The 26,065-nt window shown below is 52.1% G+C and carries 23 protein-coding genes; 4 read left to right on the forward strand and 19 right to left on the reverse strand.

The genetic code is table 11. The features are described 5' to 3' along the window. Positions 1–220 precede the first annotated feature (220 nt). From eat to ACW9HW_RS08060, 3 genes are all read left to right on the forward strand, one after another. Positions 221–1,585, forward strand: a complete 1,365-nt coding sequence (gene eat / locus ACW9HW_RS08050; protein ID WP_095196522.1) for an ethanolamine permease — start codon at positions 221–223, stop codon at positions 1,583–1,585. 219 nt (positions 1,586–1,804) lie between these two features. Further along, the gene (locus tag ACW9HW_RS08055) at positions 1,805–1,972 is read left to right on the forward strand and encodes a DUF2897 family protein (protein ID WP_009050155.1); all 168 of its coding nucleotides are present in this window, start codon (positions 1,805–1,807) and stop codon (positions 1,970–1,972) included. A gap of 397 nt (positions 1,973–2,369) precedes the next feature. Next, complete coding sequence (locus ACW9HW_RS08060; protein WP_457399304.1) at positions 2,370–3,320, forward strand: class I SAM-dependent methyltransferase; 951 nt, start codon at positions 2,370–2,372, stop codon at positions 3,318–3,320. Positions 3,321–3,395: 75 nt separating this feature from the next. Here the strand turns inward: ACW9HW_RS08060 and ACW9HW_RS08065 are convergent, their stop codons facing one another. Further along, positions 3,396–4,247, reverse strand: a complete 852-nt coding sequence (locus ACW9HW_RS08065; protein ID WP_457399305.1) for an urea carboxylase-associated family protein — start codon at positions 4,245–4,247, stop codon at positions 3,396–3,398. 15 nt (positions 4,248–4,262) lie between these two features. Next, complete coding sequence (locus tag ACW9HW_RS08070; RefSeq protein WP_457399307.1) at positions 4,263–4,916, reverse strand: GntR family transcriptional regulator; 654 nt, start codon at positions 4,914–4,916, stop codon at positions 4,263–4,265. Positions 4,917–5,091: 175 nt separating this feature from the next. On the opposite strand from ACW9HW_RS08070, the gene ACW9HW_RS08075 reads away from it, so the two are divergent. Continuing rightward, entirely contained in the window at positions 5,092–5,649 is a 558-nt protein-coding gene (locus ACW9HW_RS08075) for a TetR/AcrR family transcriptional regulator (RefSeq protein WP_095196519.1), read from the forward strand. Here the strand turns inward: ACW9HW_RS08075 and fabF are convergent. The 17 genes from fabF to ACW9HW_RS08160 form a co-directional block, all read right to left on the reverse strand. Further along, complete coding sequence (gene fabF / locus ACW9HW_RS08080) at positions 5,646–6,920, reverse strand: beta-ketoacyl-ACP synthase II (RefSeq protein ID WP_457399309.1); 1,275 nt, start codon at positions 6,918–6,920, stop codon at positions 5,646–5,648. The two genes, ACW9HW_RS08075 and fabF, sit on opposite strands and share 4 nt — an antisense overlap. A 31-nt stretch (positions 6,921–6,951) precedes the next feature. Then, a complete protein-coding gene (locus tag ACW9HW_RS08085) occupies positions 6,952–7,746 on the reverse strand; it encodes an SDR family NAD(P)-dependent oxidoreductase (protein WP_457399311.1) in 795 nt (264 codons plus the stop codon). A gap of 708 nt (positions 7,747–8,454) precedes the next feature. Next, a complete protein-coding gene (cysC, locus tag ACW9HW_RS08090; RefSeq protein ID WP_457399313.1) occupies positions 8,455–9,045 on the reverse strand; it encodes an adenylyl-sulfate kinase in 591 nt (196 codons plus the stop codon). Beyond that, complete coding sequence (locus ACW9HW_RS08095) at positions 9,042–10,244, reverse strand: sulfotransferase family 2 domain-containing protein (protein ID WP_457399314.1); 1,203 nt, start codon at positions 10,242–10,244, stop codon at positions 9,042–9,044. Before ACW9HW_RS08095 ends, cysC begins: the two co-directional genes overlap by 4 nt. A 445-nt stretch (positions 10,245–10,689) precedes the next feature. After that, a complete protein-coding gene (locus ACW9HW_RS08100; protein WP_457399316.1) occupies positions 10,690–11,025 on the reverse strand; it encodes a ComEA family DNA-binding protein in 336 nt (111 codons plus the stop codon). Positions 11,026–11,136: 111 nt separating this feature from the next. Beyond that, a complete protein-coding gene (locus ACW9HW_RS08105) occupies positions 11,137–13,131 on the reverse strand; it encodes a polysaccharide biosynthesis protein (RefSeq protein WP_457399318.1) in 1,995 nt (664 codons plus the stop codon). 103 nt (positions 13,132–13,234) lie between these two features. Continuing rightward, complete coding sequence (locus tag ACW9HW_RS08110; protein ID WP_457399319.1) at positions 13,235–14,266, reverse strand: MraY family glycosyltransferase; 1,032 nt, start codon at positions 14,264–14,266, stop codon at positions 13,235–13,237. Further along, positions 14,263–15,234 (reverse strand): UDP-glucose 4-epimerase family protein, encoded by a 972-nt coding sequence (locus tag ACW9HW_RS08115; RefSeq protein ID WP_457399321.1) that lies wholly within the window; start codon positions 15,232–15,234, stop codon positions 14,263–14,265. Before ACW9HW_RS08115 ends, ACW9HW_RS08110 begins: the two co-directional genes overlap by 4 nt. Positions 15,235–15,290: 56 nt before the next feature. Next, positions 15,291–16,400 (reverse strand): glycosyltransferase family 4 protein, encoded by a 1,110-nt coding sequence (locus ACW9HW_RS08120; protein WP_457399323.1) that lies wholly within the window; start codon positions 16,398–16,400, stop codon positions 15,291–15,293. Beyond that, the gene (locus tag ACW9HW_RS08125) at positions 16,397–17,542 is read right to left on the reverse strand and encodes a glycosyltransferase family 4 protein (RefSeq protein ID WP_457399326.1); all 1,146 of its coding nucleotides are present in this window, start codon (positions 17,540–17,542) and stop codon (positions 16,397–16,399) included. The genes ACW9HW_RS08120 and ACW9HW_RS08125 overlap by 4 nt, the downstream gene beginning before the upstream one ends. Beyond that, positions 17,543–18,439: a GDP-mannose 4,6-dehydratase gene (locus ACW9HW_RS08130; protein ID WP_457399328.1), complete on the reverse strand. Its 897-nt coding sequence runs from the start codon at positions 18,437–18,439 to the stop codon at positions 17,543–17,545. Beyond that, on the reverse strand, positions 18,439–19,470 hold the full coding sequence (gmd, locus tag ACW9HW_RS08135; RefSeq protein ID WP_457399330.1) for a GDP-mannose 4,6-dehydratase: 1,032 nt from the start codon (positions 19,468–19,470) through the stop codon (positions 18,439–18,441). Before gmd ends, ACW9HW_RS08130 begins: the two co-directional genes overlap by 1 nt. A 306-nt stretch (positions 19,471–19,776) precedes the next feature. After that, the gene (locus ACW9HW_RS08140) at positions 19,777–22,083 is read right to left on the reverse strand and encodes a DUF7024 domain-containing protein (protein WP_457399332.1); all 2,307 of its coding nucleotides are present in this window, start codon (positions 22,081–22,083) and stop codon (positions 19,777–19,779) included. A gap of 20 nt (positions 22,084–22,103) precedes the next feature. Further along, positions 22,104–23,036: a glycosyltransferase family 2 protein gene (locus ACW9HW_RS08145; RefSeq protein ID WP_457399334.1), complete on the reverse strand. Its 933-nt coding sequence runs from the start codon at positions 23,034–23,036 to the stop codon at positions 22,104–22,106. After that, the gene (locus tag ACW9HW_RS08150) at positions 23,029–23,409 is read right to left on the reverse strand and encodes a GtrA family protein (RefSeq protein ID WP_457399336.1); all 381 of its coding nucleotides are present in this window, start codon (positions 23,407–23,409) and stop codon (positions 23,029–23,031) included. The genes ACW9HW_RS08145 and ACW9HW_RS08150 overlap by 8 nt, the downstream gene beginning before the upstream one ends. Continuing rightward, positions 23,406–24,356, reverse strand: a complete 951-nt coding sequence (locus ACW9HW_RS08155; RefSeq protein WP_457399338.1) for an NAD-dependent epimerase/dehydratase family protein — start codon at positions 24,354–24,356, stop codon at positions 23,406–23,408. Before ACW9HW_RS08155 ends, ACW9HW_RS08150 begins: the two co-directional genes overlap by 4 nt. After that, on the reverse strand, positions 24,353–26,065 hold the full coding sequence (locus ACW9HW_RS08160; protein ID WP_457399340.1) for a thiamine pyrophosphate-binding protein: 1,713 nt from the start codon (positions 26,063–26,065) through the stop codon (positions 24,353–24,355). The genes ACW9HW_RS08155 and ACW9HW_RS08160 overlap by 4 nt, the downstream gene beginning before the upstream one ends.

The raw sequence follows: 26,065 nt of genomic DNA on the forward strand, positions 1-26,065 counted from the left end.
GGGATTTTATTGTTCACAAATCCAGTGTGGGAGCGAGCCTGCTCGCGAAGACGGCAGACCGGGCAACAACGCCCCCAACTGGCGCACCAAAATACAGCTATAAATCGCCGAACATCCCCGATACGACGCCTTTTCATCCATAACGACGACGGTCACAACGCTGGCACGCCCACTGCACACGCCCTCCCCGAGCTTTCCAAACCGTTCAGGGAGCAAAGGCATGAACACACAACTCAAACCCACGCTGGGCACGCTACACCTGTGGGGCATTGCGGTCGGGCTGGTGATTTCCGGAGAGTATTTCGGCTGGAGTTACGGCTGGGGCGTGGCCGGGACGCTGGGCTTTCTGGTGACCTCTTTCATGGTCGCCACTATGTATACCTGCTTCATCTTCAGTTTCACCGAACTGACCACTGCGATTCCCCACGCCGGTGGTCCCTTTGCCTACAGCCGCCGTGCCTTTGGTGAGAAAGGTGGATTGATCGCCGGGCTGGCGACGCTGATCGAATTCGTCTTCGCGCCGCCAGCCATTGCCCTGGCAATCGGCGCTTACCTCAACGTGCAGTTCCCCGCCCTCGACCCGAAACATGCCGCGGTCGGCGCGTACGTCGTATTCATGGGTCTTAACATTCTCGGCGTGAAGCTGGCGGCGACCTTCGAACTGGTGGTCTGCGTGTTGGCGGTCGCTGAGTTGCTGGTGTTCATGGGCGTGGTCGCCCCGGCCTTCAGCTTCAGCAACTTTGCCCTCAATGGCTGGGCGGGTTCGGATGTGTTCGGTGCACCGGCGATTGCCGGGATGTTCGCGGCGATTCCGTTTGCGATCTGGTTCTTCCTCGCCATCGAGGGCGCGGCCATGGCCGCCGAAGAGGCCAAGGACCCGAAACGCACGATTCCCAAGGCCTACATCAGCGGCATCCTGACCCTGGTGTTGCTGGCCATGGGCGTGATGTTCTTCGCCGGTGGCGTCGGCGACTGGCGCACCCTGTCGAACATCAACGACCCGCTGCCGCAAGCGATGAAAACCGTAGTCGGCGAAAGCTCCGGCTGGTTGCACATGCTGGTGTGGATCGGCCTGTTCGGGCTGGTGGCGAGCTTCCACGGCATCATCCTCGGCTACTCACGGCAGTTCTTCGCCCTCGCCCGTGCCGGCTATCTGCCGGCCTCCCTGGCGAAACTGTCGCGCTTCCAGACGCCGCACCGGGCGATCATCGCCGGCGGCGTGATCGGCATCGCCGCGATTTACAGTGATGGCTTGATCAATCTGGGGGGCATGACGCTGACGGCAGCGATGATCACCATGGCGGTGTTCGGCGCCATCGTGATGTACATCATGAGCATGCTCAGTCTGTTCAAACTGCGTAAAACCGAACCGAACCTGGAGCGCACCTTCCGCGCGCCGTGCTACCCGCTGGTACCGTTCATTGCACTGGTGCTGGCGGTGGTGTGCCTCGTAGCCATGGCCTGGTTCAACACACTGATCGGGCTGATTTTCCTCGGTTTCATGGCGGTGGGTTTCGTTTACTTCCAGCTCACCTCGCAACTGCGTGCCGATGCACCAGCGGATGCGATGCTGACCGGGCTTTAAAACGGCCAATGTGGGAGCGAGCCTGCTCGCGAATAAACTGAGACTGTCGCGGGGTACCTTGCCGACCAGCGCTATCGTTGGCGACTATCGCGAGCGAGCTCGCTCCTACAAGGCCTATCAGGCATAGAATGGAACCACTGCGAAAATCATTCGCTCAAAAGTGGTAGGCACGATCGATTGGCGAAACCCGCCAATCGGCCTGCTTTCAAGGAGAACCCTATGCCCTGGTATGCCTGGTTGATTCTGATCGTTGCAATCGGCTCGATCGTTGGCGGATTGATGATGCTGCGTGACACCGCCAACAAGGTCGAGTTGACCGATGAACAACGTAAACGCGTGGCTGAACGCAACGCGGAAGCGGACGCCAAGGATGCGCAGGACCGCTGAACTGATCTGATAAGGAAATTGTAGGATCGAGCTTGCTCGCGATGAATTCAAAAGCGCCGCGTTTAACCGGAAAACACGCGTAATCGTTTACGACCATCGCGAGCAAGCTCGCTCCTACAAGGACCTGGGACTATTTTTCCCAATCCGCCTTGGCAATGTGCAAGCCATGCACCCCCTTGTACGCCGCACGTTCTGGCTGGCTCCAGCCCTCCAGCAACGAATCCTCCAACCGATAAATTTCCACCCCCAGCGGACGACATACGCTCAACGGATCCTGCGCATCCGGCTCCTGCATCGAAGCATTGTAAGGGGCAGGCGATGTGCTAGCATCGAGATTTCAATGCCCCGACAGGTCAGGGCAAACATTGGATGTTTTGAGAAATTCTGAGGATTGATAATGTTTTTTAGGAAGCGAACCGCTGCTGTTAACGTAGATGAGAATACGACCTATACACTTGACTCGTTTCCGCTTCGGCCGCCGCTTCCTCTTCCTGAGGGTGTATCGAGGGAGGAACTGTTCGATTGGTTAAAATCCGTTCGGGTCGCCGATGCGCCCGATAGCATCGTTGAGTATTGCGTCCAGGATTTCGAACGTTTCGTCCAGACGTTTGGATTGGTTAAACGGGCCACTGCAGATGCTACCGGCGAACTGACTGGCTTGGAGCTAGGGGGAAACCCATACTTCTCGACGATGCTGCTGAAGAAATTCACATCTGTTGACTGGAGCCTCGGGAATTATTTTGGCGACCATATTCCTAAGGGCGACGCGCAGCAGCGTGTTTATTTGAGTGAGTTTCGAGCGATTTCGACCAAGACGCACGTCGATCTCAAATATTCGCATTTCAATATTGAAGAGGACGATTTCCCATTCGAGTCGGAATCTCTCGATATCGTCCTGTTCTGTGAAATCATCGAACACCTCTTAAACGATCCATGTGCAGTGCTTCGGCAAATAAAACGAGTTCTCCGAGACAACGGAACGCTGGTTTTGACCACGCCCAATGTAAACCGCCTCGAGAACGTCGCGCGCATGATTGTCGGCTCCAATCTGTACGACCCGTACAGCGGTTATGGTCCGTACGGACGTCACAACCGTGAGTACAACAAACACGAATTGTACAATCTGCTCACGTATCTCGGATTTACCGTAGACGAGATTTTCACGGCCGACGTACACCAGAATGATACGGGTTCATATCTGGATCCGGATAAGTTCGGGCAGTTGATCAAATACCGCGAACATGATCTCGGGCAGTACATTTTCATCCGCGCCAGAAAGACCGGCGAAGATAAAGGGAAAAAACCAGCGTGGTTGTACAGATCCTACGAACCTGCAGAACTCGAGTGATTTCCCTCTTGCTGTGAAAGTGATCACAAAAGGTCAAAAGGTCGTCCAAACCGCCTTCGGACGACCTTTTTGCTTTTACATTTCCCAATCCGCCTTGGCAATGTGCAAGCCATGCAACCCCTTATACGCCGCACGTTCCGGCTGGCTCCAGCCCTCCAGCAACGAATCCTCCAACCGATAAATTTCCACTCCCAACGGACGACATACGCTCAAAGGATCCTGCGCATCCGGCCCCCACATCGCCAGTGACAAATCGCCGCCCGGACACGTCGACAGCGCGCACAGCAAATCAATCTCGGCAAAGAACTCCAGGTAGTCACCCTGCTGCGCCGGGCAGGCTTTCATGAAGTACATGTCGTCGTGATTCAGGCCCGTGCACTGAAAGATGTTCAGCACGTCGTGCACATCGAATTCAGTCAGGCCATGGGGCAGTACCGCGCGGGTCAGGTTGGAGTGGCAGTGATGATGAAAATCTTCGCCGGTGAGCATTTTGTTCACATAGGGATCGCAACGGGTGCCGAGCAAATCGTGCAGGCGGCCACCATGCTCGTCGATGCCGTAACCGGCCAGGCTGTCATCGGTGATGGTCACCAGCGGCCGTAGAAAAGGCAGGTTCGACCACAACCGATCATGGGTGCTGACGTGCGCGCCCTGCAGCTGGCGAGTGCGCGAAGCCCACAGGCGTTCGCGCGGATCGTGGGCATTCCACACGTTGAAGTCGCCCACCTGCGGACCGACAGGCGTCGTGACTCTGAACACATGTCCGGCCGGGACATGCCAGGCGCGGCCGGTGCGAATGGGTACCTCGAACGACTCGATCAGCGTGCGCCCATCCTTCGTGTCGCGCACCCGCTCGTAAAAGGCCTTGTCCACCTGCAAGGCCGAACCTTTGCTGACTTGATAGGCCGCCGGATAGTCTTTGTACATGGCACGAATCCTCGATCAGTGATGGGAAGAAGGGGCAAGCATTTGCAACAGCAGATGCTCGGAATCATCGAGATACAGGCTCATCGCCTCCTCGGCGGCGCGTTTGTCACCCTCGACCAGCAGCTCATGGATCAGTCGGTCGCGAGCCAGCCAGGGCGCCTGAAAACTCGATTCATCGGGAGCGGTGCAGAACACCAGGCGCAATTGCGCGACGACGTTGGTGAAGAACTCATCGAACAACGGACTGCGCAGCAACCCGACGATGTGTTGATGAAAGGCCAGGCTGTGGGTGCCGACGTCGCGCCAGTCTTCGCGCTCACGCGCCAGCTCGGTGGCCTCCAGGGCTTCGAGCATCCGGTCGGATTGATAGTCGCGAAGCGGGCGACTCATGCTGATGGCCTGCAGCTCCAGGGTGCGCCGAACCTTGAACAGATCCCGCACATCGTCAAAGCCCAAGCGGCGAACCATGACGCCTTTGTTGCGAACATAACGGGTCAGGCCTTCCTGCCCCAGGCGATGCAGGGCTTCACGAATGGTATTGCGCGAGGCGTTGTAGGCCGACACCAGATCGTTTTCCACCAGCGCCATGCCGGGCAGCAAACGCCCGCCGATAATGTCCGCGCGCAATTCCAAGGTGATGTGATCGGCCAGTGAAAGTCCGCTGCTCATGCTCATTGCCTCAAGATTGTTCAACAATCGTCAAGCAATGAGTAATCACTATTCGTGCCATTACTTGTGTGCGTTTGAACCAAGTTCGACGCATCTGCATGCTTTTTAGAAGTAGAAGTACAGTCACCATCCAATTTTCATTGGTTAATATGGCGCATTGATGTGGAGATATCAGATGCGTTACTCGCAGGACCATAAAGCCCAGACCCACCAACGCATCATCAAGGAAGCCTCAGAACGCTTTCGCCGTGACGGTATAGGCGCGACCGGCCTGCAACCTCTGATGAAAGCGTTGGGTTTGACTCACGGTGGTTTTTACTCGCATTTCAAATCCAAGGACGAGTTGGTAGAAAAGGCATTGCAGGCTGCCGGCGATCAGGTCGCCGGCATTTGCGCCGAGCTGTTTGCCCAGGAGCGCCCGCTTGAAGCATTCATCGACGCCTATTTGTCTGAATGGCACCAGACTTCGCCCCACGAAGGTTGCCCGCTGCTGACCATGTCATCGGAACTCGGTATGCGCGGGCAGCCGAGCCCAACCTCCGACGAGGTGTTGAACGCCCGGCTTCAACAGATACAAGGCACGCTTGAAGGTGAAAACGTGGTGGACCGAAGCATCGTCATCATGTCGACACTGGTGGGGGCGCTGCTGCTTTCGCGCAGCGTCGAGAATCCCGAGTTTGCCCGGCAGATTCTCGACGTCACGCGGACTCACCTGAACGAGTCCCAGGCCTAGCCGTTCCAGCGCTTGAACAACACGCTGGCATTCACCCCGCCAAAGCCGAAGCCATTGGACAAGGCGTAATCGATGGCCATCGGCCTGGCCTGACCGTGGACGATGTCCACACCCTGGGCAGCAGGGTCCGGGTTATCGAAGTTGAGCGTCGCCGGTACGACCTGATCACGGATTGCCAACAGGGTGAAGATCGCTTCAAGCCCGCCTGCTGCGCCGAGCAAATGCCCGGTGGCGGATTTGGTCGATGTCACCGCGATCTTGTTATCCGCACCAAACAGCGACTTGATTGCCGCCAACTCCCCGAGATCGCCAACCGGTGTCGAGGTCGCGTGGGCATTCAGATGCTGAACCTGCTCCGGCGAAACACCCGCCTGAGCCAATGCCAGCGACATTGCGCGACGCGCACCGCTGCCATCTTCAGGGCCTGCGGTCAGGTGATAGGCATCGGCACTGGTGCCGTAACCCACCAGCTCCGCCAGGGGTTTTGCGCCACGGGCCAACGCATGCTCCAGGGACTCGATCACCAACAGACCGGCGCCCTCGCCCATGACAAAGCCATCACGGCCACTGTCGAAGGGGCGTGAAGCGCGCTCGGGGGTGTCGTTGTACCCGCTGGACAAGGCGCGAGCGGCCGCAAACCCGGCGAGGCTGACCCGATCGATCGCAGCCTCCGCACCGCCACACACCGCGATGTCCGCTTCGCCGGAACGAATCAGCCGCGCCGCGTCGCCAATCGCCTGGACCCCGGCCGCACAGGCCGTCACCGGGGCACCCAATGGGCCTTTGAAACCGTGCTGGATCGACACATGGCCCGCCGCCAGATTGACCAGAAACGACGGGATGGTGAACGGCGACAAGCGCCGAGGACCACGGCTATCCGTCGTACGCACCGCATCGGCAATCGCCCCGAAACCACCCACACCGGAACCAATGATGGTCGCCGTGCGCTCCTGGGCATCGGCGCTCTGCGCCTGCCAACCCGCCTGCTCCAGCGCCTGACGCGCCGCTTCGATGGCGAACAGAATGAAACGGTCCATCTTCTTCTGTTCTTTGGGTGGCGTTGCCACATCCGGATCGAACCCCGCTTCGGGATCCTCCTGAATCGTCGGCACAACGCCGCCGACCCGGGCCGGCAGATCGGCTATCACCTCATCCGGCAAATTACGCAAACCGGAGCGCCCGGCCAACAGACGCTGCCAGACCGCTTCGACTCCGCTACCCAGCGGAGACACCAGGCCCATGCCCGTTACAACCACTCGACGATCACTCATACCGCAATACCTCGTGCCGATTTATCGCGCTTCATTTGTAACGCGTAGCGGCTTTGCTTTTGGAAAGATTAGGCGCCATCACGTGACGGGCCGCGACAAAAGCATCCCAGTCAGCTGCATCCGGCAGGGACGGAATGGTGACCAACTCACCCTGATCCAGGCCCGACAGCGCGGCGTCGACCATCTCGCCCGCCTCCATCACCATCTCCGCCGGAATCTGCGAAGCATCGATACCGGAACGCTCCCAGATTTCAGTACGTGTTACCCCTGGCAACACAGCCTGGACCTTGACCCCGGTGCCATCAAGCTCGGCGTTCAACGATTGGGTAAGGCTCAACACATAAGCCTTGCTGGCGCTGTAGGTGGCATTGAAACGCTCGGGAAACAACGCCACCACCGACGCGATGTTAATGATCGTACCCCGACCCGCCTTGGCAAAACTGGCCGCTGCAGCCGAAGCCAAGCGCGTGACCGCAGTCACGTTCAACTGAATCATTCGCTCCAGCTGATCGGTGTCGGCATTGGCCAACAACCCATCCGCCGCCACACCGGCATTATTCAACAGCAGGCTGATACTCGAATCACTGCGCAACCGTTGCTCAAGCTTGAGCACATCATCCTTTTGCGTCAGATCCGCCTTGAGCACTTCGACCTGGACGCCATACTCGGCGCGCAACTTGCTGGCCGCCTCGTCGAGCCGCTGCTGATCGCGAGCCACCAGCAACAAATCAAAACCACGCGCCGCCAGACGCTGAGCGTAAACCGCGCCAATACCGGAAGAAGCACCGGTGACGAGGGCCGTACCTTGGGATTGGGGAGAATTCATGGCTGTGCTCCGCAGGAGATGCTTGTGGGAAGGCCAGGCGCCTGGGCTTTAGGGCACCTGGACGGGAAACTCATTTATTATAGACATAATCTAATCTGAATATGATAGCCGTAATTTTCATAAGGCCGATAAAAGGTAATGTCTGGTAGCGATTGTGAAAATCGAGCAAGAGGCGGATTTTCATCTGTCGTGCTCTCATACCGCCACACGCACGGGTCCACACACGGGCTTCCAAACTATTCGATTATGGACCATCAGCCCGAAGTGATTTACTTGATTAAGGTCTTCAAGATCAAGCCTCACCGGCCATGGTGCCCTGGCACATGAGACATGGCTGTTTCGATAGGTTAATAATGGCTTGTTTCGAGCGCCCCCCATCCGAGCATCGCGGGTTTGAGATTGGGGTGAGTTGTAGGCGCGTGTTGAATCTGGCACTTCTTCAACCATCATTTGATCCACGGCGATCAAGCAGGTGAATTGCACGCTCACAAGCCTGGAATGTAGTGGCGGACCGTAGAAGCGGTAGAACGACGTCTGCCTGACGCACCGCATCAGGCGTTTTATAGTCCAGTGTCCGGTGTGGGCGCTCGCAGGTGTAGATCACTACAGACTCATCCGCCTCTTTGCCGGACCGTCTAAGCGCGCCATGCATTATCTACCAGTCACTTGATCACCGTGAACGGATGCTCTGCCTAGCGAACGAATGCACTAGACTTTTAAGTATTGAATAATGGTTGATACGTTTTCTTCCAACGCGTTCCTAGAATTATCGATAGTTAAAGCCGGTGCCAAAGGAGGTTCATAGGGCGATGAGATCCCCGTAAAATTTGTCAGGGAACCGCTGCGCGCCTTTCGGTATAGTCCTTTAGGGTCTCTTTGTTCACAAACACTTAGCGGCGTGCATACAAAAATCTCATGAAAGCAATCATCGCCGATTATATTGGACGCCAGTCTGCGGTCCTCTATCATTGGAGAAATGATCGCCACGATGACTATCAAGCCCGCATCATTCATGAGCTTGGCAACCTCAGCTATTCTCCTTATATTTTCTGATCTATCAGACAAGCTAAATCCCAAGTCTTTATTGAGACCATGCCTGACGTTATCACCATCAAGGATGAAGCAAGATTTACCTTGGGCAGTTAGACTCTTATCCAAGGCACACGCCAAGGATGATTTTCCAGACCCGCTGAGTCCCGTTAGCCAAATAGTAGCGGCTGACTGCCGTAGCCGGGACTCCCGGTCTTTACGAATCAAGGCTCCCTGGTGCCAACTAAGGTCATCCCCGTATCCGCTCATTTCACCAAGACCTCGCTATCTGAAAAAACCTCACACTCCGGCCCGTCAAACCATGCTACGCCTTCCTGTACAAAAGTCATTCTTAGCGTTGACAGCGCCGCCAGCTCAGGAGCGGTGACCTTTACGTTAAGCTTCAGCGTTTGTCCGGCTAGCAAAGTTTGCTCGATCCTGGTCCTGACCCCATCAAAAATGATGAGTTCACCCGTAGCCGAATTTATCCAGTGATAGCTAATATTGATTGGGTAACGGCCGCGACTCTGAAAACGGTATTTCGAGTTATTGGTTATCTGAACCTTGACATCGAAGCTTGCGCCCTGCTCGACAGCGCCTGGTGAAGATACTATATTAATATGAAGACCTTTTCTTTCCTCTGAGGACAGAGGGATATTATAAGCCTCGTCCATATGTCTAGGGTTCGAAATATAATTACTAACCAGCAACGAGTTTACCAACTCATCATATCTTGACTCAAAAACCCCGACTGCCCAATCGTAAAGCTCTTGATCCAACGAGGTAATTTCTCTTATAGCACTAATCGCCTCATTTGATATTTCACTGTCCGCCGGTCGATTGTCCGATACTCTCAGTTTCTGATGAGAGAACTGCGGATATACATCTAGAGCATTCGACAATAGATGTAGCGAGTGATTCATTTTCTCTGCAATGCCAAAGAACATGAATTTTTCCAGCCGAGACTTAGCCAGATCAAGTAATGCTCGATCATTAATACGTGCAGCATAACTTTTAACTGTGGCCGTACCATAGCCTACTGGATCTTTAGAAAGCTGGTCAAAGTCGAGATCTGCAGCAAGAAACAGAGTTTGGGTGTTAACCATATCCCACTGAGTATCTTTGTCCGTAACAAAATCCAATAGAGACCAGTTTTCCCCCACGACGCGATCATGGCGATAAGCATTTGGATCACGCTTGACATGTGAGTACCATGAAATCGTACGCTGCACAGGATCTCTCAACATCGTTATGTAGTTCAAATCCTTCCCTATATAACGATTCAAATCAAACCATAGATGCCCACGATAATAATCATACCCTGCAACATTATCTCTATCCAACTTAAAAAGCTCGGGAAGTAATTGAGCCGGGCATATCTGTGAATGATCAAACTGAGCATCCAAAAACGCAATAAGAGAAGTGCCAGCCGTCTTTGGAATATGAAGATAGTAAAGTGATTTATTCATTATTCACCGAACCCACAAAAAAATTAATACAAACTATCAAGCTATAAAATAAACCAAGAAACTTACGTGAACAAAGAGATAAAATAGCTGCCCTTTCAACGCCGAAAATCGAATTTTATAACATAATCTCTTAGAGCAGCAGTTTTCGATTTCAGAATAACCCAAGACGACCTCGAACATGATCAGGATACTTTCCTCCATGCGTAGCCGCCCATGGTTTTGCAGGAACGGGAGATTTGTCTTTTGATCTGGGATGTGACTCACTTCGTCAGCGCCATATTTCGGCATGTACAAGAAGCACCACCGTGTTACTGAGGGATACTCCCGCCAAAAACGAGAAAAGCCCTGCAGACATGAAACTGCAGGGCTTCTCGGTCAGGCCGACCATCACATTAAGGCCGGTAAGGCCGGTCAATGACCAGCCCCTTGGCGTTGAATAATCAGCTTAGTTCACTTCCAGCTTCTCGCGATTGCGATCCAGAATCGCCTTGCCGATGCCCTTCACTTCCAGCAACTCGTCCACCGATGCGAACGGTCCATTAGTTTCACGATACGCAACAATCGCTTTGGCCTTGGCTTCGCCGATACCGGACAATTGGCGTTGCAAGGTGGAAGCATCGGCGCCGTTCAGATCGACCTTACCGCCCTGTGCCTTTGGCGACACCTCTTGCACCAGCGGTGCATTACCCGCCTCCGCCTTCACTGCGGGCGCGGAAATGGATACCGTCGAGACACTGGTGAGCAGGGCAAAAACCAGAGAGTAGAAAAAACCAGTACGCATATTGAAGCTCCATGACATCGGTTGAGGAAGCAGCTTTTCCGAAGCTGCCTCCCAAACTTAGGCGATGTCTGGAGCCTGTCAAAAATATGTCCGTTACAGGATATGAAACAATCAGGGTTCGAGGCGACGCTGCTGATAGATCCAGTCAACGATCTCGCCATCGGGGGTGTAGCCACTGACGGTGTCACGCAGAAGTTGACGGACGCGTGCGTAATCGTCCTGATCAACGGCAACCAACAACTCGCGCAAGCGGCCTTTGAGCAAATCCCAGGGCAAATGATCCTCGTTGGCACTCATGATCATCGGATGTTGCGTTGCCGAAACGTTGTCGCCAATCAGCAACTCCTCGTAAAGCTTCTCGCCAGGACGCAAGCCGGTGAATTCGATCGAGATATCGCCTTGCAGGTTTTTCTCCGAACGAACGCTCAACCCGGATAGATGAATCATCTTCTCCGCCAGCTCGACGATCTTCACCGGTTCACCCATGTCGAGCACGAATACATCGCCGCCCTGCCCCATGGAACCGGCCTGGATCACCAACTGCGCGGCTTCGGGAATGGTCATGAAATAACGGGTGATTTTCGGGTGGGTTACCGTCAACGGACCACCGGCCTTGATCTGGCTGTGAAACAGTGGAATCACCGAACCTGACGATCCCAGTACGTTGCCAAAACGAACCATAGTGAAACGGGTCTTGTTGACCCGGGATACATTGGCCTTATCGCCAAACAGAACTGGGGCAATCTCGCGACTCAGGGCTTGCAGCGTCAACTCGGCCAGGCGCTTGGTGCTGCCCATAACATTCGTCGGACGAACCGCCTTATCAGTGGAAACCAACACAAAGTTGGACACACCCGATTGCAACGCAGCCTGAGCGGTGTTGAGCGTACCAATGACGTTATTCAACACGCCCTCGGCAATGTTGTGCTCGACCATCGGCACATGCTTGTACGCCGCAGCGTGATAGACCGTGTCCACACCCCAGGTCTTCATGACATCCAGCAGTTTGTCCTGGTGACGAATGGAGCCGAGGATCGGCAACAGCTCGACAGGAACCGACTCGCGACAGCCGCGTTGCTCCAATTCCGTCAGAATGCTGTAGAGATTGAATTCACTGTGGTCGAACAGCAAAAGCGTGGTCGGGCCAAGAGTGAAAATCTGCCTACACAATTCCGCACCGATCGAACCACCGGCACCGGTTACCATGACCGTCTTGCCTTTGATACAACGCTCCAGCAAATCCGGCTGCGCCGGCACCGAATCGCGCCCGAGCAAATCGGCGATGTCCACTTCCTGGATGTCTTCGACCTTTACCCGGCCACTGGCCAGGTCAGTAAAGTTGGGGACGCTTCGAATGTGTAGCGGGAAACGCTCAAGAAAAGTCAGAATTTCCCGACGTCGAGCACGGGTAGAAGATGGCAACGCCAGAAGAATTTCCTGGGCCCCCGTCTCATCGATCATTTGCTGAATGTGTTTGGGTTTATAGACCTGCAGGCCAGCAATCGCCCGATCCGCAATGCTTGCGTCATCGTCAATAAAGGCCACAGGGCGCATGACCCGCCCCATACGAAGCGCGGCGACCAACTGGTTGCCAGCGACGCCGGCACCATAGATCGCCACCTTGGTCAGGCCGTCATCACGGTTAGTGAACGGTACATGATGATTCCCTGAGAACCAGTCGCCCATAAAGTATTGGCGCATGCACAGGCGCAGACCACCGATGATGACCAGGCTGAGCCACCAATAGTTGAAGACGATGGAGCGTGGCACGACAGCTTCGTGGTTGCTGTACCAATAGACCACGACCGCCAGGATGAGTGATGAGAGACTGACGGCTTTGATGATGGCAATGAGCGCGTCGTTACCGAAATAGCGCATGACGGCACGGTACATGCCAAATCGAACGAACAGAGGTATGGCAACGATAGGAGCGCTGACAAACAACCAAAAATGGACCCTGAAAGGGTTGTACATATCATCGATACCCAATCGGACGATGAACGCCAACCATAGAGCCCCCCAGACCAAAACAATGTCTGTGGCAACCTGAAGCAGTCGCTTGCGACGCCGGGGAAGACCTAAAAGGCGTGCTCTGACCTTGTCCATTAACTCTTCAAACACCTCAGTTTTCTCCCTTCAACTGCCATATCACCTTAGTGGAACCTTATAGGCGCATCTCATCCACTTTTAAACCTAAATGACAGAACTGTTACCCAGTTTTTTCCTGTGGTGCTTCAAGCTCACCCGCATGAAACTTGATGGCTAACACAACTAATGGAGCATAGGCCAGAATCACCCCCACCCCGGAGTCCAGACCGAATTGAGTAACGCCTAGTGCGATAGGCAACAACCAAAGCAAATTGATCGCTCCAACGACCGCCGTAACCGTTAAATGGCTGCCAAACCGACGAGAGGCGAACTGATACGCATGACTGCGATGCGCTTCATAGACCTTGTCACCCCGGAGTAAACGGCGAAACAGTGTGAAAGTCGCATCGACAATGAACACGCCTAGCAGGATCAGCCAACCCCACAGCAAATCAGCTGAAACCCACGCGGCTTGCAGCGAAAGCCCTCCAAGGATCACACCCAGGAACCCGCTTCCAGCGTCCCCCATGAAGATCCTGGCTGGTGGGAAATTCCAGAAAAGGAAACCCGCAACGGCAAAGGCCAGCAACAAAGGAGCCCAAATCAAGTCGTTCGCACCACCGAGCCAGTACAATACGCAGGCCCCCAGGCAGGCGCAAATCGCCTCAACACTGGCAATGCCGTCGATACCGTCCATGAAGTTGTACAGATTGAGCAGCCACACCAGATAAAACGCGGCCAGCACATGACCCAACCATCCGAGGTCAAAGGTGCGCCCAAAGAACTCAATTACGGGCAAGCCACCAAGCCAGTACAGCAACCAGATTGATGCAGCGAAATGCCCCAGCAAGCGCCAACGGGCGGCGATGTGCCCGTGGTCATCCATGAAACCGATCACGGCAATCAGGGCGCCGGCACCGGCGATAGCCAGAAACGCCTGGAAAGTCATCAGCCCTGCAAAAAAGAGCATGAACAGCGCCATGGTAAACGCCAAAACGATTGCCACTCCTCCCCCCCGGGGCGTGGGAACCGAGTGAGAGCTACGCGCATTGGGTATATCCATCAGGCTCCGCGACAGGGCGTAATGGCGTAATGCCCAAGTGAGGGAGAAAGACACGATGACGATGACAGGGATAAACCAGCCATAACTCATGATTTACGGGAATCCAGAAAATGTTGCGCTGTCTGCGCCAACGCTTGATCGAGAGTGACCGGAGGTATCCAGCCCAATAGTTGTCGGTTCTTGCTGATATCGACCTGTAAGGACCCGAGAATACGGTCAGCCAGCGCCCGCTGGCCCAGCAACGCTGCAACGCCACTCATCAAACCGGATGGAACGGGCAACAATCGGGCAGGCTTGCCCAGGGCTGCCGCCAGTTTGCTTAAAAGCTGCGTAGTCGAAACATCTTCATCATCGCTGGCCAGGAACACTTGATTGGCCGCAGCCGGATGGTGGCAACAGGTCACGATCAAGTCCACCAGATTGTCCAAGGCAACGAGGCTACGCCGGTTGTGGACCGAGCCAAATGGCAAAGGAACACCACGATACAACCAACGCATCATGCTCAAAAAGTTGGCCTTGACCCCCGGCCCATAGACCAATACTGGCCGGATGACGACGACTTCCATCCCCGTGGTTGCAGCGAGTGACTTCAATCCTTGCTCTGCCTCGAGCTTGGAAATGCCATAAGGGTCGATCGGCGCAGGCTTGTCATCGGCACGGTAGGCGATGCCGGGCGGAGTACCTTCACCATTCACCTTGATGGAACTGATGAAGATGAAACGCTTTACTCCGCACGCTGCGGCCTGACGCGCGAGGTTCAATGTAGCTTCGACGTTGACTTCGCGAAACGCGGACAGTGGGTCGAGAGCCACCTCATTCATGACATGAACACGAGCGGCCGCATGGATAACCACATCGACGCCAGTCAGGGCTGCCTTCCAATCGTTCGTTGCGTTGAGACCGCTCAATGGGAGCGATCGTACGCCCGTACTCAGTGCGGCGGGCTGAGTTCGCAGCGGCGCAACAACCGTACAATCTGGAAGCTGTACTAAACGATTGATCAATGCCTGCCCCAGAAATCCGCTTCCGCCAGTAACCAGAAATGTTTTAGATCGCATGGGAGGCTCTTGGAATTGAAAAGAACAGCAATGCCCGGGCACCGTGCTGCAACCGCTCAAAGAAGAGAGCGATAAATCTCGGCATAGGATTTTGCCATCGAATCAGAAGAAAACACCGCTTCGAAACGCCGCGCCGCAGCCTCTCCCATCGACGCAGCCAGCTCCGGTTGAGTCCAGAGCTGGTTCATTGCCGCGGCCAGCGCGACAGAGTCGCGGGGTGGAACGACCAAGCCGGTCTCCCCTGCGATGTTGATGTAGGTGGTACCAGAGCCTATCTCACAAGAGATCATCGGCTTGCCGTACATTGCCCCCTCAAGCAACGAAATGCCGAACGACTCGGATCTCAGGTGTGAAGGAAAAACAAATGCGTAGCACAGTGCCAGAAGCGCTGCCTTGTCATCGTCAGGCAACCCACCCAGGAAATGCACATTAGAAAGGCCCAATTGATTGGCCTGCGCCTTGAGTTCAGCCTCAAGGTGCCCGCCGCCTAAAATGACAACGGGGAGCTGAGTCGATTTAGCCGCCTCAAGCAGATAGTCCAATCCCTTGTAATAACGCAACGCGCCGACAAACAGAAAAAACCGTTCGCCCAGCCGCGAACGCCAAAACTCGAGTTTTTCAGCCGAAGGCGTCGGATAAGTTTCGCGATCCAGTCCATAAGGCACGACACGGACCTTGTCCTTGAATCGTGTCAATACCGGACTGCTTTCAGCGTAGTTGGGAGACGAGGCGACAATGCAGTCAACATTGGACAGGAAGCGATTCATCAAAGGCTGATAAAGCTTGAGAAGTGTCTTTTGCTTGACGATATCTGAGTGGTAACTGACAACGGCCGGTTTTTTGATTCGGCTGATGAAATGCACCAGATCCATGTAAGGCCAGGGAAAGTGGTAGTGAACAATGTCCGCCTTCTTCACCAACTCGGAAAAATCCTTGAGCGCCGAGAGCGAGAAACCTGTAGAGGCGACATGCAGATCGAGTTTGGAGCGGTGAGTCAGATGGTGCCCCACCTTTTCGTTGCGTGCAGCCCCCCGCTCACTGAGATAAAGCACTTCAGATTCATATCCGTGCCGGAGCCCGCCCTCGGCAATCTGAAAAATGACTTGCTCAATACCACCCATGGTCTCCGGGTAGTACGTCTTGAAGAAGTGCAGAACCTTGATCATTGTCCTTTGACCACCTTCTGATAAACCTGAAGCGTTTCCATTGCACAGCGCTCCCATGAAAACCTTGCCGCATGCAGTAACCCTTGCTCTACGGCACCGGATCGCCACGCCTCATCCTCCAGCCCTCGCCGGATAAGTTCAGTCAATGTCTCGGTGTCCTGAGCTTCGCACATGAGGGCCGCCTCACCGGCAACCTCCGGAAGCGAAGAACTGTTGGAGCACACCACCGGGACACCCGAACTCATTGCCTCAAGGACCGGCAAGCCAAATCCTTCATAAAGCGATGGAAAGGTAAAAAGTCGGGCTCCGGCAAATAACAAAGGCAGATCTTCACTGGGGACAAACCCCAGGTAGTAAGCCCATCCTTCGCGCTTTGCACTGTCGAGCCGCTGATGAATGCTCTCGTTTCGCCAGCCATGGTAGCCAGTCAGCACCAATGGCCAACGCTTGCGAATTTCGATCGGCAAGCGGGAGTAGGCATCCAGTAACGTCTCGATATTCTTGCGAGGTTCGATTGTTCCGACAAACAAACTGTAACCACCAACGTCGAGACCATGACGCGACAACGTGCTTCTGAGTTCGTCGGCGCTACGAGGATGAAACTCGGCGGAACTGGCCAACGGAACCGTATGAATACGATCAATAGGCCATGAAAAATAATCGGCCAACTCTTTACGGGTGTACTCAGAATCAGTGATCAGCGCGTCCGCCCTAACCAGAGTGGTTTTAAGCTCTTTCTGCAAGTAGCGCACAAGTTGCGGCGCATGGCAGTGAGACCACGTAAAGGGCGACAGATCGTGAAAGGTTGCAACACTGCGCCCGGCGAACGGCGGCAGATAATAATTAGGGCTGTGATATAGAAAATCACCATGACCTTTTAACGCACGCTTCCTGAGCAACGGCATAAGCAGCCGATAGGCTTCAACCGCCAGGAAGTTTTTTTGAACGGCCCGCTTCAAGCCGTAACCGTTACCCGAAGCGTCGGCAGCCGTAGGCAACGAAGGCAAAAACCGCCGACCGGCAAAAAACTGCAGGTCGGTGATTTCCGGGTTTTGCTGCAGCCGCAGCGCCAATTCGTAGGTGTAACGACCGATGCCGGTCAGCGGGAAGCGGACCGGTTCAACAGAAAGAATTAACTTCATTTATTCAGCCGTCAGCATCCAACGCAGGGTTTCACTCAGAGGCGGTGTGGTCCAGCCGGGTACCAGCGCTCTCAATCTGGCGTTGTCGCCGCACAAGGTTTTCACTTCGTTGGCCCGGACAAAAGCTGGATTTACTTCAACTTCAATGTCTTGTCCGGTAAACCCTTCGCACATTTCGATCACTTCACGAAGTGAATGGGTTTGTCCAGAACTGACATTAATTGTCTGTCCTAGTGGTTTCACCTCGATCAACCCTCGATAAGCGGATACCAGTGCACGAACATCGCTGAAATCACGCCAAACATCGAGATTACCCAATTCGATTTTTTGCGCCTTACGACGGAAATGAGAAACGATTTTGGGCAACAGGAAGTTTTCCGCTTGTCCAACACCCGTGTAGTTGAAAGGACGAGCGATGACTATCGGCAGCCGATCCTGCCAAAGGTTGGCCATATACTCCATGGCCAACTTGCTAACGGCATAATCGTTGGCCGGCGCAGGAGCAGTGGACTCCGAAAGCAGTCCACCCGAAGCATTGCCATAAACATTGGCACTGCTGGCGATCAACACGCAATCCAGCGATTTTCCGCTGGCTTCGACGGCCTCGAGCAGATTACGCGTCCCGATGAGATTGACCTGATAGAACGCGTTCGCTGCACCATGACCGACAAACGCCAATGCCGCGAGATGAACGACAACATCCGGCTGAATCTTTGCCAGCAGCGTACGCAAACCCGGACCATCAGCCAAGTCGACCTGGTGATAATTGCGCTCATCGGAAGGCTGACTACCCAACCCGATAACCTCATAACCATGAGACCGAAGCTCATCTGCCATGTAACGACCGGTGAAACCCTGAATCCCCGTAATCAGCGCACGTTTGCCGGCAATGGTCATCAGAACGAGAATCCTTGTTCATTTCGACGCAGGTCCGCTTCAACCATCATGCGGCACAGCTCTTCCAGCGAAGTTTTCGGCTCCCAACCCAGTACTTCCTTGGCTTTGGCCGGATTACCGATCAGCAACTCGACTTCAGTCGGGCGGTAGAATTTCGGGTTGATGGTGACCAGCACCTTACCGGTTGCGGCATCAGTACCCTGCTCGTCTTCCGCGGTCCCAGCCCAGGATATGGTGATACCAACAGCCTTGAACGCCATGGAGACGAAGTCGCGAACAGTTTCGGTGCGGTTAGTCGCCAACACGAAAGTATCCGGTTCATCAGCTTGCAGCATGCGCCACATGCCTTCTACATACTCTTTGGCAAAACCCCAGTCGCGTTTGGCGTCGAGATTGCCCAGCTCCATCTTGTCCATCAGGCCCAGCTTGATCTTGGCGACGGAGTCAGTGATTTTGCGGGTCACAAACTCACGGCCACGCAGCGGAGACTCGTGGTTGAACAAGATACCGCTGGTCGCGAAAATCCCGTACGACTCACGATAGTTGATGGTCATCCAGTGAGCGTAGAGCTTGGCTACACCATAAGGGCTACGTGGGTAGAAAGGCGTGCTCTCGACCTGCGGGATAGCCTGAACCTTGCCGAACATCTCGGAGGTGGATGCCTGATAGAAACGAACCTTCGGGTTCACGATACGAATCGCTTCAAGCAGGTTTACCGCACCGAGTCCGGTGATTTCTGCGGTAGTGAGCGGCTGCTCAAAGGAAACACCCACGAAGCTCTGTGCCGCGAGGTTGTAGACCTCGGTGGCTTCAGTGGTTTGCAGCAGACGGATGCTGGCCGACAGGTCGGTCAGATCGTACTCGACCAAATGCAGATTAGGGTTGGACTGGATGCCCAACTCTTCGATACGCCAGAAATTGACAGAACTGGTACGACGGTAGGTACCGTAAACGGTGTACCCCTTCTCCAGCAGCAGTTCCGCCAGGTAGGCGCCGTCTTGACCAGTGATGCCAGTAACAATTGCTTTCATGCGAATCCTCTAAACTCCATTTTGAGCCTTGGTTGGGTGGCTCATCAAGACAAGATGCACGGTCGGTGCCGTGCCACCATTCTAGTTTGTAATGATACCTAAATTGCCTGCGCTATAGGAACTTTACCGGGAGGAGAACTAACGCCTCTCGTCGCCTCAAAAGCCCAACCGCCGCCCCCCTCAAAAAAAACCTCGACACAAAAGTGACGAGGTAATGATTTTTGCAAATCAGGTGATCATCTTACTGATGGATGATCATAAATTTAACAGGGAGACAGGTCCATAAGTACCAAGCAGCCCTCCACATCATTGAATACGCAAGGAAACAAACCCAATTCCTAATTTTCGTACATCACCACCCGCACCGAGCTTATTAGGAGAAACAGGTGTTGGCGGGAAGAACGAAATGGCATCAACAGAATCTCCTTGGAGATCAACTTTCAACCGCACCTCTGATGTCATTGAAGCAAGCGTCACCTCGTACTCATGACTACCAATTAGCACTTTAATAGGTTTACCTGCATTAGAAGCATATGCATGCGCTGCCAATACAAGAGTAAATTTTTGCGGCAACGGAGAACTAAAATCGATACGGACACTATGAGAAAGATTCCTGTCAGACCAACGCCCCCAAGGTTCAACACCCGAAAAACCCTTGACGCTCTTTACAAAAATCGGCCAACCGGTTCGCCTAAAATCTATTCCTTCCTGCAAACTGGCAGTGTAGCGCACACCCAAATGGTCAGCATAATAGTTCGTTTTTTCCATAATATGCCTAACACTTAATCCAGCAAGATCAACACTCGCAGACGAGTTCAATCTGAAAAACACGAGTTCTCCATTAGCGCTAGTCAACAAAGGTGCTTCGCCAAGTAATGTCGTCAATCCATCAACTAATCCCTTAGCATTATCGGAGTAACCACGGCGATCTATATAAATACCCTTGAACCCCAAACGCTGTACGACGTCTATTTGTTTCCCTAAAGGCTCTTGAGAAAGTGAGCGGTAAAATAAGTCGCCGTCACGACCCTTCATTCCACCGAAATTCCATCTCAAAGCCTTAGAATGCAAAACACCTGCTGCCAATTGGTAAACAGACAACCGAAATAGAGGGGGGGTCTCTGGAAAACCTAAATATGGAAGTTGATAGACCGCAGAACCTGTGGGCAGAGAATCTTCGATCGCTCTTACAAATTCTCGATCACTCTTATACGCGTCCTGCTCTTTTACATTACAAGTTCCGCAAGCGGGTACCGTTTGATCGTACAACCCCACGAACAGCAACACTAATGCGATTATCAGGGACCAAAGACGGACCTTCGACGAAAATCTCTCCACTAGCATCTGGAGAGCTATGAAAAAAATAAGTATCGCGCCAAATCCAACAAAAACACTAATCCTGTTCCAACCTCTTATCGAAGCCGAGACAAAAGACGAAAAAATCGCACCCAAACCGCCGATAGTGCCAAACATAAAAAGAACAAATACAACAGCGACCAAGAAGCCCAGAGTAGAGTTCAACCTCACTCCGGAAAGTGATGCCAATAGCAACAAAAACCCAATCAACAATCCCAAAGAACCAACCACACCCAAGGTTGAGGATGCATTTTCATTAATCAATGGAAATATAGAGTTATAGTAGTTAGTAAATGCACCAACCCAAGGGATTCTATGATCAGCTCGAGGAAGGATCAGTTGCATTAACTTAAAGCTATAGATCTCGGCTTCTAGCGGCGATCGCTGTGCGACTTCAGGGTTAGCACCACTCTGATAATCTCCAATCAAATTAGGAGTTACGTTGAGCAATACTCCGGCAACCAACACAGACACAATTAGCAGCGCACGCGCTGGCGCGTGCAGGCGTCTAGATTTAAGCCAACCGAGCGCCCCTCCCAGAGAAACAACGATAACGCCAAATAGCGCGTAATACACACCAAAGGAAGCAAGAATCAGCAATGCGAGGACTAAAGCCAAGTACTTTACTACAACCAACGAACTGATTTTTTTCCAACCCCCATCATCTGAAGACTGAAAAATAGCAAACGAGAGGTAGAAGAAAATTGGTACTACAAAATACCAAGTATAGAACAGATGGTTAAATCTCAAAATATGAAACGGCAAAAAAGTAAAAAGCAAAGCTCCAACTAGTGAAAAAGAACGCAAAAGTCCAAACGCTCTCATAACAACAAATGAAGCTATAAAAACAGCAGGAAACCCAAGAAGGAAAAACAGATTCGTCCCAATAAAACTGTTACCCAACAACATACCAAGCAGCTTGATTAGTAAGTGACTACCAAAATCCGAGCCTGGGAAATCCAAAAAACTTGAGCCAAACGGGTAACCACTTCGAGCATTCTCAAAAAGCCACCCTTCCGTTACTCGCTGTGCCATCCAGGCGTGAAAGAGGCCGTCACCAGAGTACTGATAAGGGATGGAAATATTTGGCCATAGACCAGCCGGCCACCCACTCATCAGGACACTTGCAAGAAAAAATGAACACAGCGACCCAAAGAGTACTAACCACCAATCCTCTTTGAATGTCACCAACTGAGACTTTAGCCTAGGTTCCAAACTTAATGCCGGCATCTGGCGAAACGATTTAATTGATGTCACCGTTCTAAATCCCTTAACAACTAATCAAAATTTACGCGTTCCGACTCAACAACCAGCGGCATATTTCGAACTTGCGTATGTACGGAACCTATATACTCACCCAACATACCTAAAAACAGAATCTGCACTGAGCTAAAGAAAAACAAAGAAATCAACATCGGTGCAACGCCAAGCTGAAACGAGTCCCAAAACAGAATTTTCGCTATCAAAAACCCAAAGGCTATCAACAAGCTAAGTAAAGCAAGGACCCCGCCCCCCATAACCATCAAACGCAATGGAACTTTCGAATGATTTGTAATACCCAACATCGCAATATCATAAAGGGTATAAAAATTATTTTTTGTAATACCGCGTTGGCGCCGGGGTTGCTTGAATGGGACTGTGGCGATTGGAAATCCGATCTCACAAAGTAGCCCGCGAAAGTAGGGGTAAGGGTCATCGATTTTTTTAAGAACATCAAGCACGACACGATCGAAAAGCCCGGCACCTGTGGCATTTTTGACAAGAGGAACTTCAGAAATTCTGGAGATGAACCGGTAATATGCTTTTCTGGCGAAAAACATCAACGGTGATTCCTCGCTCTCAGGCTTGACGGCCAATACGGTCTTAAACCCCTCCTCCCACTTTCGTACAAACTCCTCTATCATCTCCGGCGGATCTTGAAGATCAGAGGCTATCAAAACGCATGCATCTCCCCGGGCCTGCAATATCGCATGATAGGGAGACCGAATATGCCCGAAATTCCTCGCATTAAGGATTAATTTTACTCGCTTATCCTCTGCGGCAATCCCTCTGAGCTTTTGAATGCTCCCGTCAGTAGAGCAATTATCGATAAAAATATGCTCATAATCATAATCCAACTTCGACATAACAGCCGTAATACGCTGACAAAGCTCATCAATATTGGCCTCTTCATTGTAACACGGCGTTACGATACTAATAAGCTTACGCATAATTAAAAACAAACCTGTTATTTATAAAGAAAGAGAGTATCGCCATTGGAAGAATCAGCGCAATGCCAGACACATATGGCACGACCCCAAAGTGCGCAAGTCCGGTTATGCACCCTAGATTTAAGCAATATACAAACGCATAGCCGATTACAAATCTAAAAATAAGTTTATTATTTTTAGATCCAAAAACAATAGAGCCCGTACTTTTAAAGTTAAACAACACACCCAATACGGTAGCCAGAAACAGCGCAATACTGTAGTGAAGCCCTATATAGAGGAAAAATGCAAAGCATCCGTAACCAAAAGCCGCATTCAACAACCCCACGAGCAGGAACCTTAGAAATTTAATTTTAAAAAGACTACGAAACTTCACAGTCGGACTTCCCGATCTGAAACGCCTTCCAAATACAAGTCAATTTCACTCAGAATACCACTCAACGACGACTCACGCGGTAAGTAACCGTACTTTTCCGCAGCACGATTAAGCGAGTAGTAGTTCGATTTAGATCCTGTCGCATTGAGTTTTGCACTGTCACCGATCACATCATACTGAAGGCCGAATTTTTCTTTTATCCGTGCCAACAAAGAAAACTTGTCGATGGGATCGAGCGTATAGCAATCAACAGAATCATTTACTGGGTCTGCAGTAAGCAGCTTCTCTATTAACTGAAAAAAATCGACAGGTGACAGATAATCCCTCACCATATTTTCAGGCGACACGCCCAATACGTCACCAGCCTTCAGCGCACGCAAGATATCACTTAAGAAAAAACGGGCATCTGGGGACTGTCGGTGACTAAAGTAACCAAACACTCTTAAATCGATAATACTAAAATCAGAGAGTGCTCGGTGGCGGCATTCTGCGTAAAACTTCGCGATAGAGTACCAATCTTGCGACTGCAAATCATTTATTGGAAATGTAGCTTTGGAACATTCGCCAACGGGCTCTTCGAAATTCGTGCCGTAAGCAGCACCACTACTCAGAAAGATATACTTGCAGTGAGGGTGTTTTTTTATATAAGCCAGAGCGAGCTGATCATATTGCTCTGTAACTTCAAAAATCTGCGACCCCATGATTTTGGCTCGAGCAGGATCACCTACACCTACAAAATTTATAATTGCATCGAAGCCGCCGTCAAGACTAAAACTGGAATAATCCAGCACGGGAAAACATTTACGCTCCGCTATTTTTCGAACATCCGGACTCAGTGCAGCCAGGTTACGCACGAACAAATGGCACTGGTAGCCCGTGCTATCGGCAAAAGACGAAACCAAATCTTTTGCGATATGACTGTTAGCCCCCAATATTGCAATATTCATTTACTTGTACCCAGTAGAGGTGTCTGCTCATCAATGGGACGACCAAACTCCAGTCTCGGCCGGCACTCCCGGGCATCAGGCATAAGCACTTCAATAAGCATAGGTTTCGGCTCATTAAAAAAGTCCGCTACTGCAGTACGAAATTCCTCAAGCTCAACAACACTTACTGAAGTGACGCCATAAGCATTACCGATCGCTTCAAACTGGGAAGTATAACCATCCCAATAAGTAGATGAATTCCTTCCCTCGAAGTACATCTCCTGAAAACCACGAACCATTCCTAACGAATGATTGTTCAGCACGATAGTCAATATAGGGAGTTGATCTCGTGCAATGATGTCCAGTTCTTGAATATTGAGTTGCGCACCACCATCCCCGGTGATTACAACAACAGGTTTGCTCGCGGCATAACAGACACCTACAGCCGCTGGTATGGCGAACCCCATGGTGCCCAGGCCGCCTGAATGGTGCATGGCTTGACGCTTGCCTAACTTGATCGTATGCGCTGCCCACATCTGGTTATTACCGACATCGGCCACATAATCAATGGCTCGCCCCTCAGCAAGCTCATTCAAGACACCAAACAAATGAAATGGACTAATTTTCCAACTAGAATACTCGTCAACAAAAGTCTCTTTGAACTTAAGTATCAACCGATTTGACCAGTTTTTCCACTCAGGATTGATCTCACTGCCATACAGCAAGAACTGGGAGAAAACTTTTTCGAGATCCACTTCGTATGCACAGTCAGCGGCAACCCTGTTATTCAACTGCCCAGGCTCAATATCGAATTGAATTATCTCTGCTTGAGGCGCAAAGCTTTCAGGCTTCGCCCCTGTTTGCCGCACGTCCATTCGACTACCCAGAACAACTAAAAGATCACAGTTCTGAACGGCATAATTAGCTGCTCGAGTACCATAAGCTCCTAACATTCCGAGATAATAGTCGCTCGATGGTAGCTTCTCAGCACCCTTCAGGCTGGCAACATGCGGTATCCCCATTTGATTAATCAGAGAAAGCCACTCAGAAAAGTTTAGTGCATTTACGGCCCCGCCACCAATTAGCATCAAAGGGCGACTGGAACTCTCCAACTTTGATTTAACAACCTCATAGTCAGAAAAGCCCTCACCAACATGCTCATTCAGACTTTTTCTGCCCAACAAATCAGCCAACTTAGAGTCATCCAACTCTGCACGCTGAATATCCATAGGAATATCCAACAACACAGGTCCTGGACGACCTTCTTTAGCGATATATATAGCTTTCAACAGGCACGGGATCAACTCATCGACATGGCTAATTTGACAAGCATACTTCGTTATACTTTTAACCAAGGCAACACTATCCAACTCTTGAAAACCTTGTTGGCGTATAGACCTGTCGCCTTTCAACTCATATGTATTGACCTGACCAGTTAAAAATATACATGGATGCCCGTCAAGCCAGCAATCAGCGATTCCAGTCATCAAATTTGTAGCACCTGGGCCACTTGTTCCTAATGCTACACCCAAGACTTTATGGTTTGTAGCACGTGAAACTGCAGATGCAGCAAAGGCTGCGCCTTGCTCGTGATGCATAGAAACTAATTTGGTTTTACCCAACAAATTAATACTATCCACCAGGTGAGTAATCATCCCACCAATAAGCTCAAAACCATGCAGAACGTCATTTTCTGCAAGTACTTTTGCTACTGCATCTGAAGCTTTCAT

Source organism: Pseudomonas sp. SDO5532_S415, from assembly GCF_054071155.1.

Excerpts from the sequence above, each read along its gene's own strand:
- eat (WP_095196522.1), top strand. The coding sequence starts at position 221 with ATGAACACACAACTCAAACCCACGCTGGGCACGCTACACCTGTGGGGC.
- cysC (WP_457399313.1), bottom strand. The coding sequence starts at position 9,045 with ATGAGCGGATACGGGGATGACCTTAGTTGGCACCAGGGAGCCTTGATT.
- ACW9HW_RS08145 (WP_457399334.1), bottom strand. The coding sequence starts at position 23,036 with ATGCGTAAGCTTATTAGTATCGTAACGCCGTGTTACAATGAAGAGGCC.
- ACW9HW_RS08070 (WP_457399307.1), bottom strand. The coding sequence starts at position 4,916 with ATGAGCAGCGGACTTTCACTGGCCGATCACATCACCTTGGAATTGCGC.
- ACW9HW_RS08075 (WP_095196519.1), top strand. The coding sequence starts at position 5,092 with ATGCGTTACTCGCAGGACCATAAAGCCCAGACCCACCAACGCATCATC.
- fabF (WP_457399309.1), bottom strand. The coding sequence starts at position 6,920 with ATGAGTGATCGTCGAGTGGTTGTAACGGGCATGGGCCTGGTGTCTCCG.
- ACW9HW_RS08120 (WP_457399323.1), bottom strand. The coding sequence starts at position 16,400 with ATGATCAAGGTTCTGCACTTCTTCAAGACGTACTACCCGGAGACCATG.
- ACW9HW_RS08110 (WP_457399319.1), bottom strand. The coding sequence starts at position 14,266 with ATGAGTTATGGCTGGTTTATCCCTGTCATCGTCATCGTGTCTTTCTCC.
- ACW9HW_RS08085 (WP_457399311.1), bottom strand. The coding sequence starts at position 7,746 with ATGAATTCTCCCCAATCCCAAGGTACGGCCCTCGTCACCGGTGCTTCT.
- ACW9HW_RS08105 (WP_457399318.1), bottom strand. The coding sequence starts at position 13,131 with ATGGACAAGGTCAGAGCACGCCTTTTAGGTCTTCCCCGGCGTCGCAAG.
- ACW9HW_RS08100 (WP_457399316.1), bottom strand. The coding sequence starts at position 11,025 with ATGCGTACTGGTTTTTTCTACTCTCTGGTTTTTGCCCTGCTCACCAGT.
- ACW9HW_RS08155 (WP_457399338.1), bottom strand. The coding sequence starts at position 24,356 with ATGAATATTGCAATATTGGGGGCTAACAGTCATATCGCAAAAGATTTG.
- ACW9HW_RS08060 (WP_457399304.1), top strand. The coding sequence starts at position 2,370 with ATGTTTTTTAGGAAGCGAACCGCTGCTGTTAACGTAGATGAGAATACG.
- ACW9HW_RS08095 (WP_457399314.1), bottom strand. The coding sequence starts at position 10,244 with ATGAATAAATCACTTTACTATCTTCATATTCCAAAGACGGCTGGCACT.
- ACW9HW_RS08125 (WP_457399326.1), bottom strand. The coding sequence starts at position 17,542 with ATGAAGTTAATTCTTTCTGTTGAACCGGTCCGCTTCCCGCTGACCGGC.
- ACW9HW_RS08160 (WP_457399340.1), bottom strand. The coding sequence starts at position 26,065 with ATGAAAGCTTCAGATGCAGTAGCAAAAGTACTTGCAGAAAATGACGTT.
- gmd (WP_457399330.1), bottom strand. The coding sequence starts at position 19,470 with ATGAAAGCAATTGTTACTGGCATCACTGGTCAAGACGGCGCCTACCTG.
- ACW9HW_RS08115 (WP_457399321.1), bottom strand. The coding sequence starts at position 15,234 with ATGCGATCTAAAACATTTCTGGTTACTGGCGGAAGCGGATTTCTGGGG.
- ACW9HW_RS08130 (WP_457399328.1), bottom strand. The coding sequence starts at position 18,439 with ATGACCATTGCCGGCAAACGTGCGCTGATTACGGGGATTCAGGGTTTC.
- ACW9HW_RS08065 (WP_457399305.1), bottom strand. The coding sequence starts at position 4,247 with ATGTACAAAGACTATCCGGCGGCCTATCAAGTCAGCAAAGGTTCGGCC.
- ACW9HW_RS08055 (WP_009050155.1), top strand. The coding sequence starts at position 1,805 with ATGCCCTGGTATGCCTGGTTGATTCTGATCGTTGCAATCGGCTCGATC.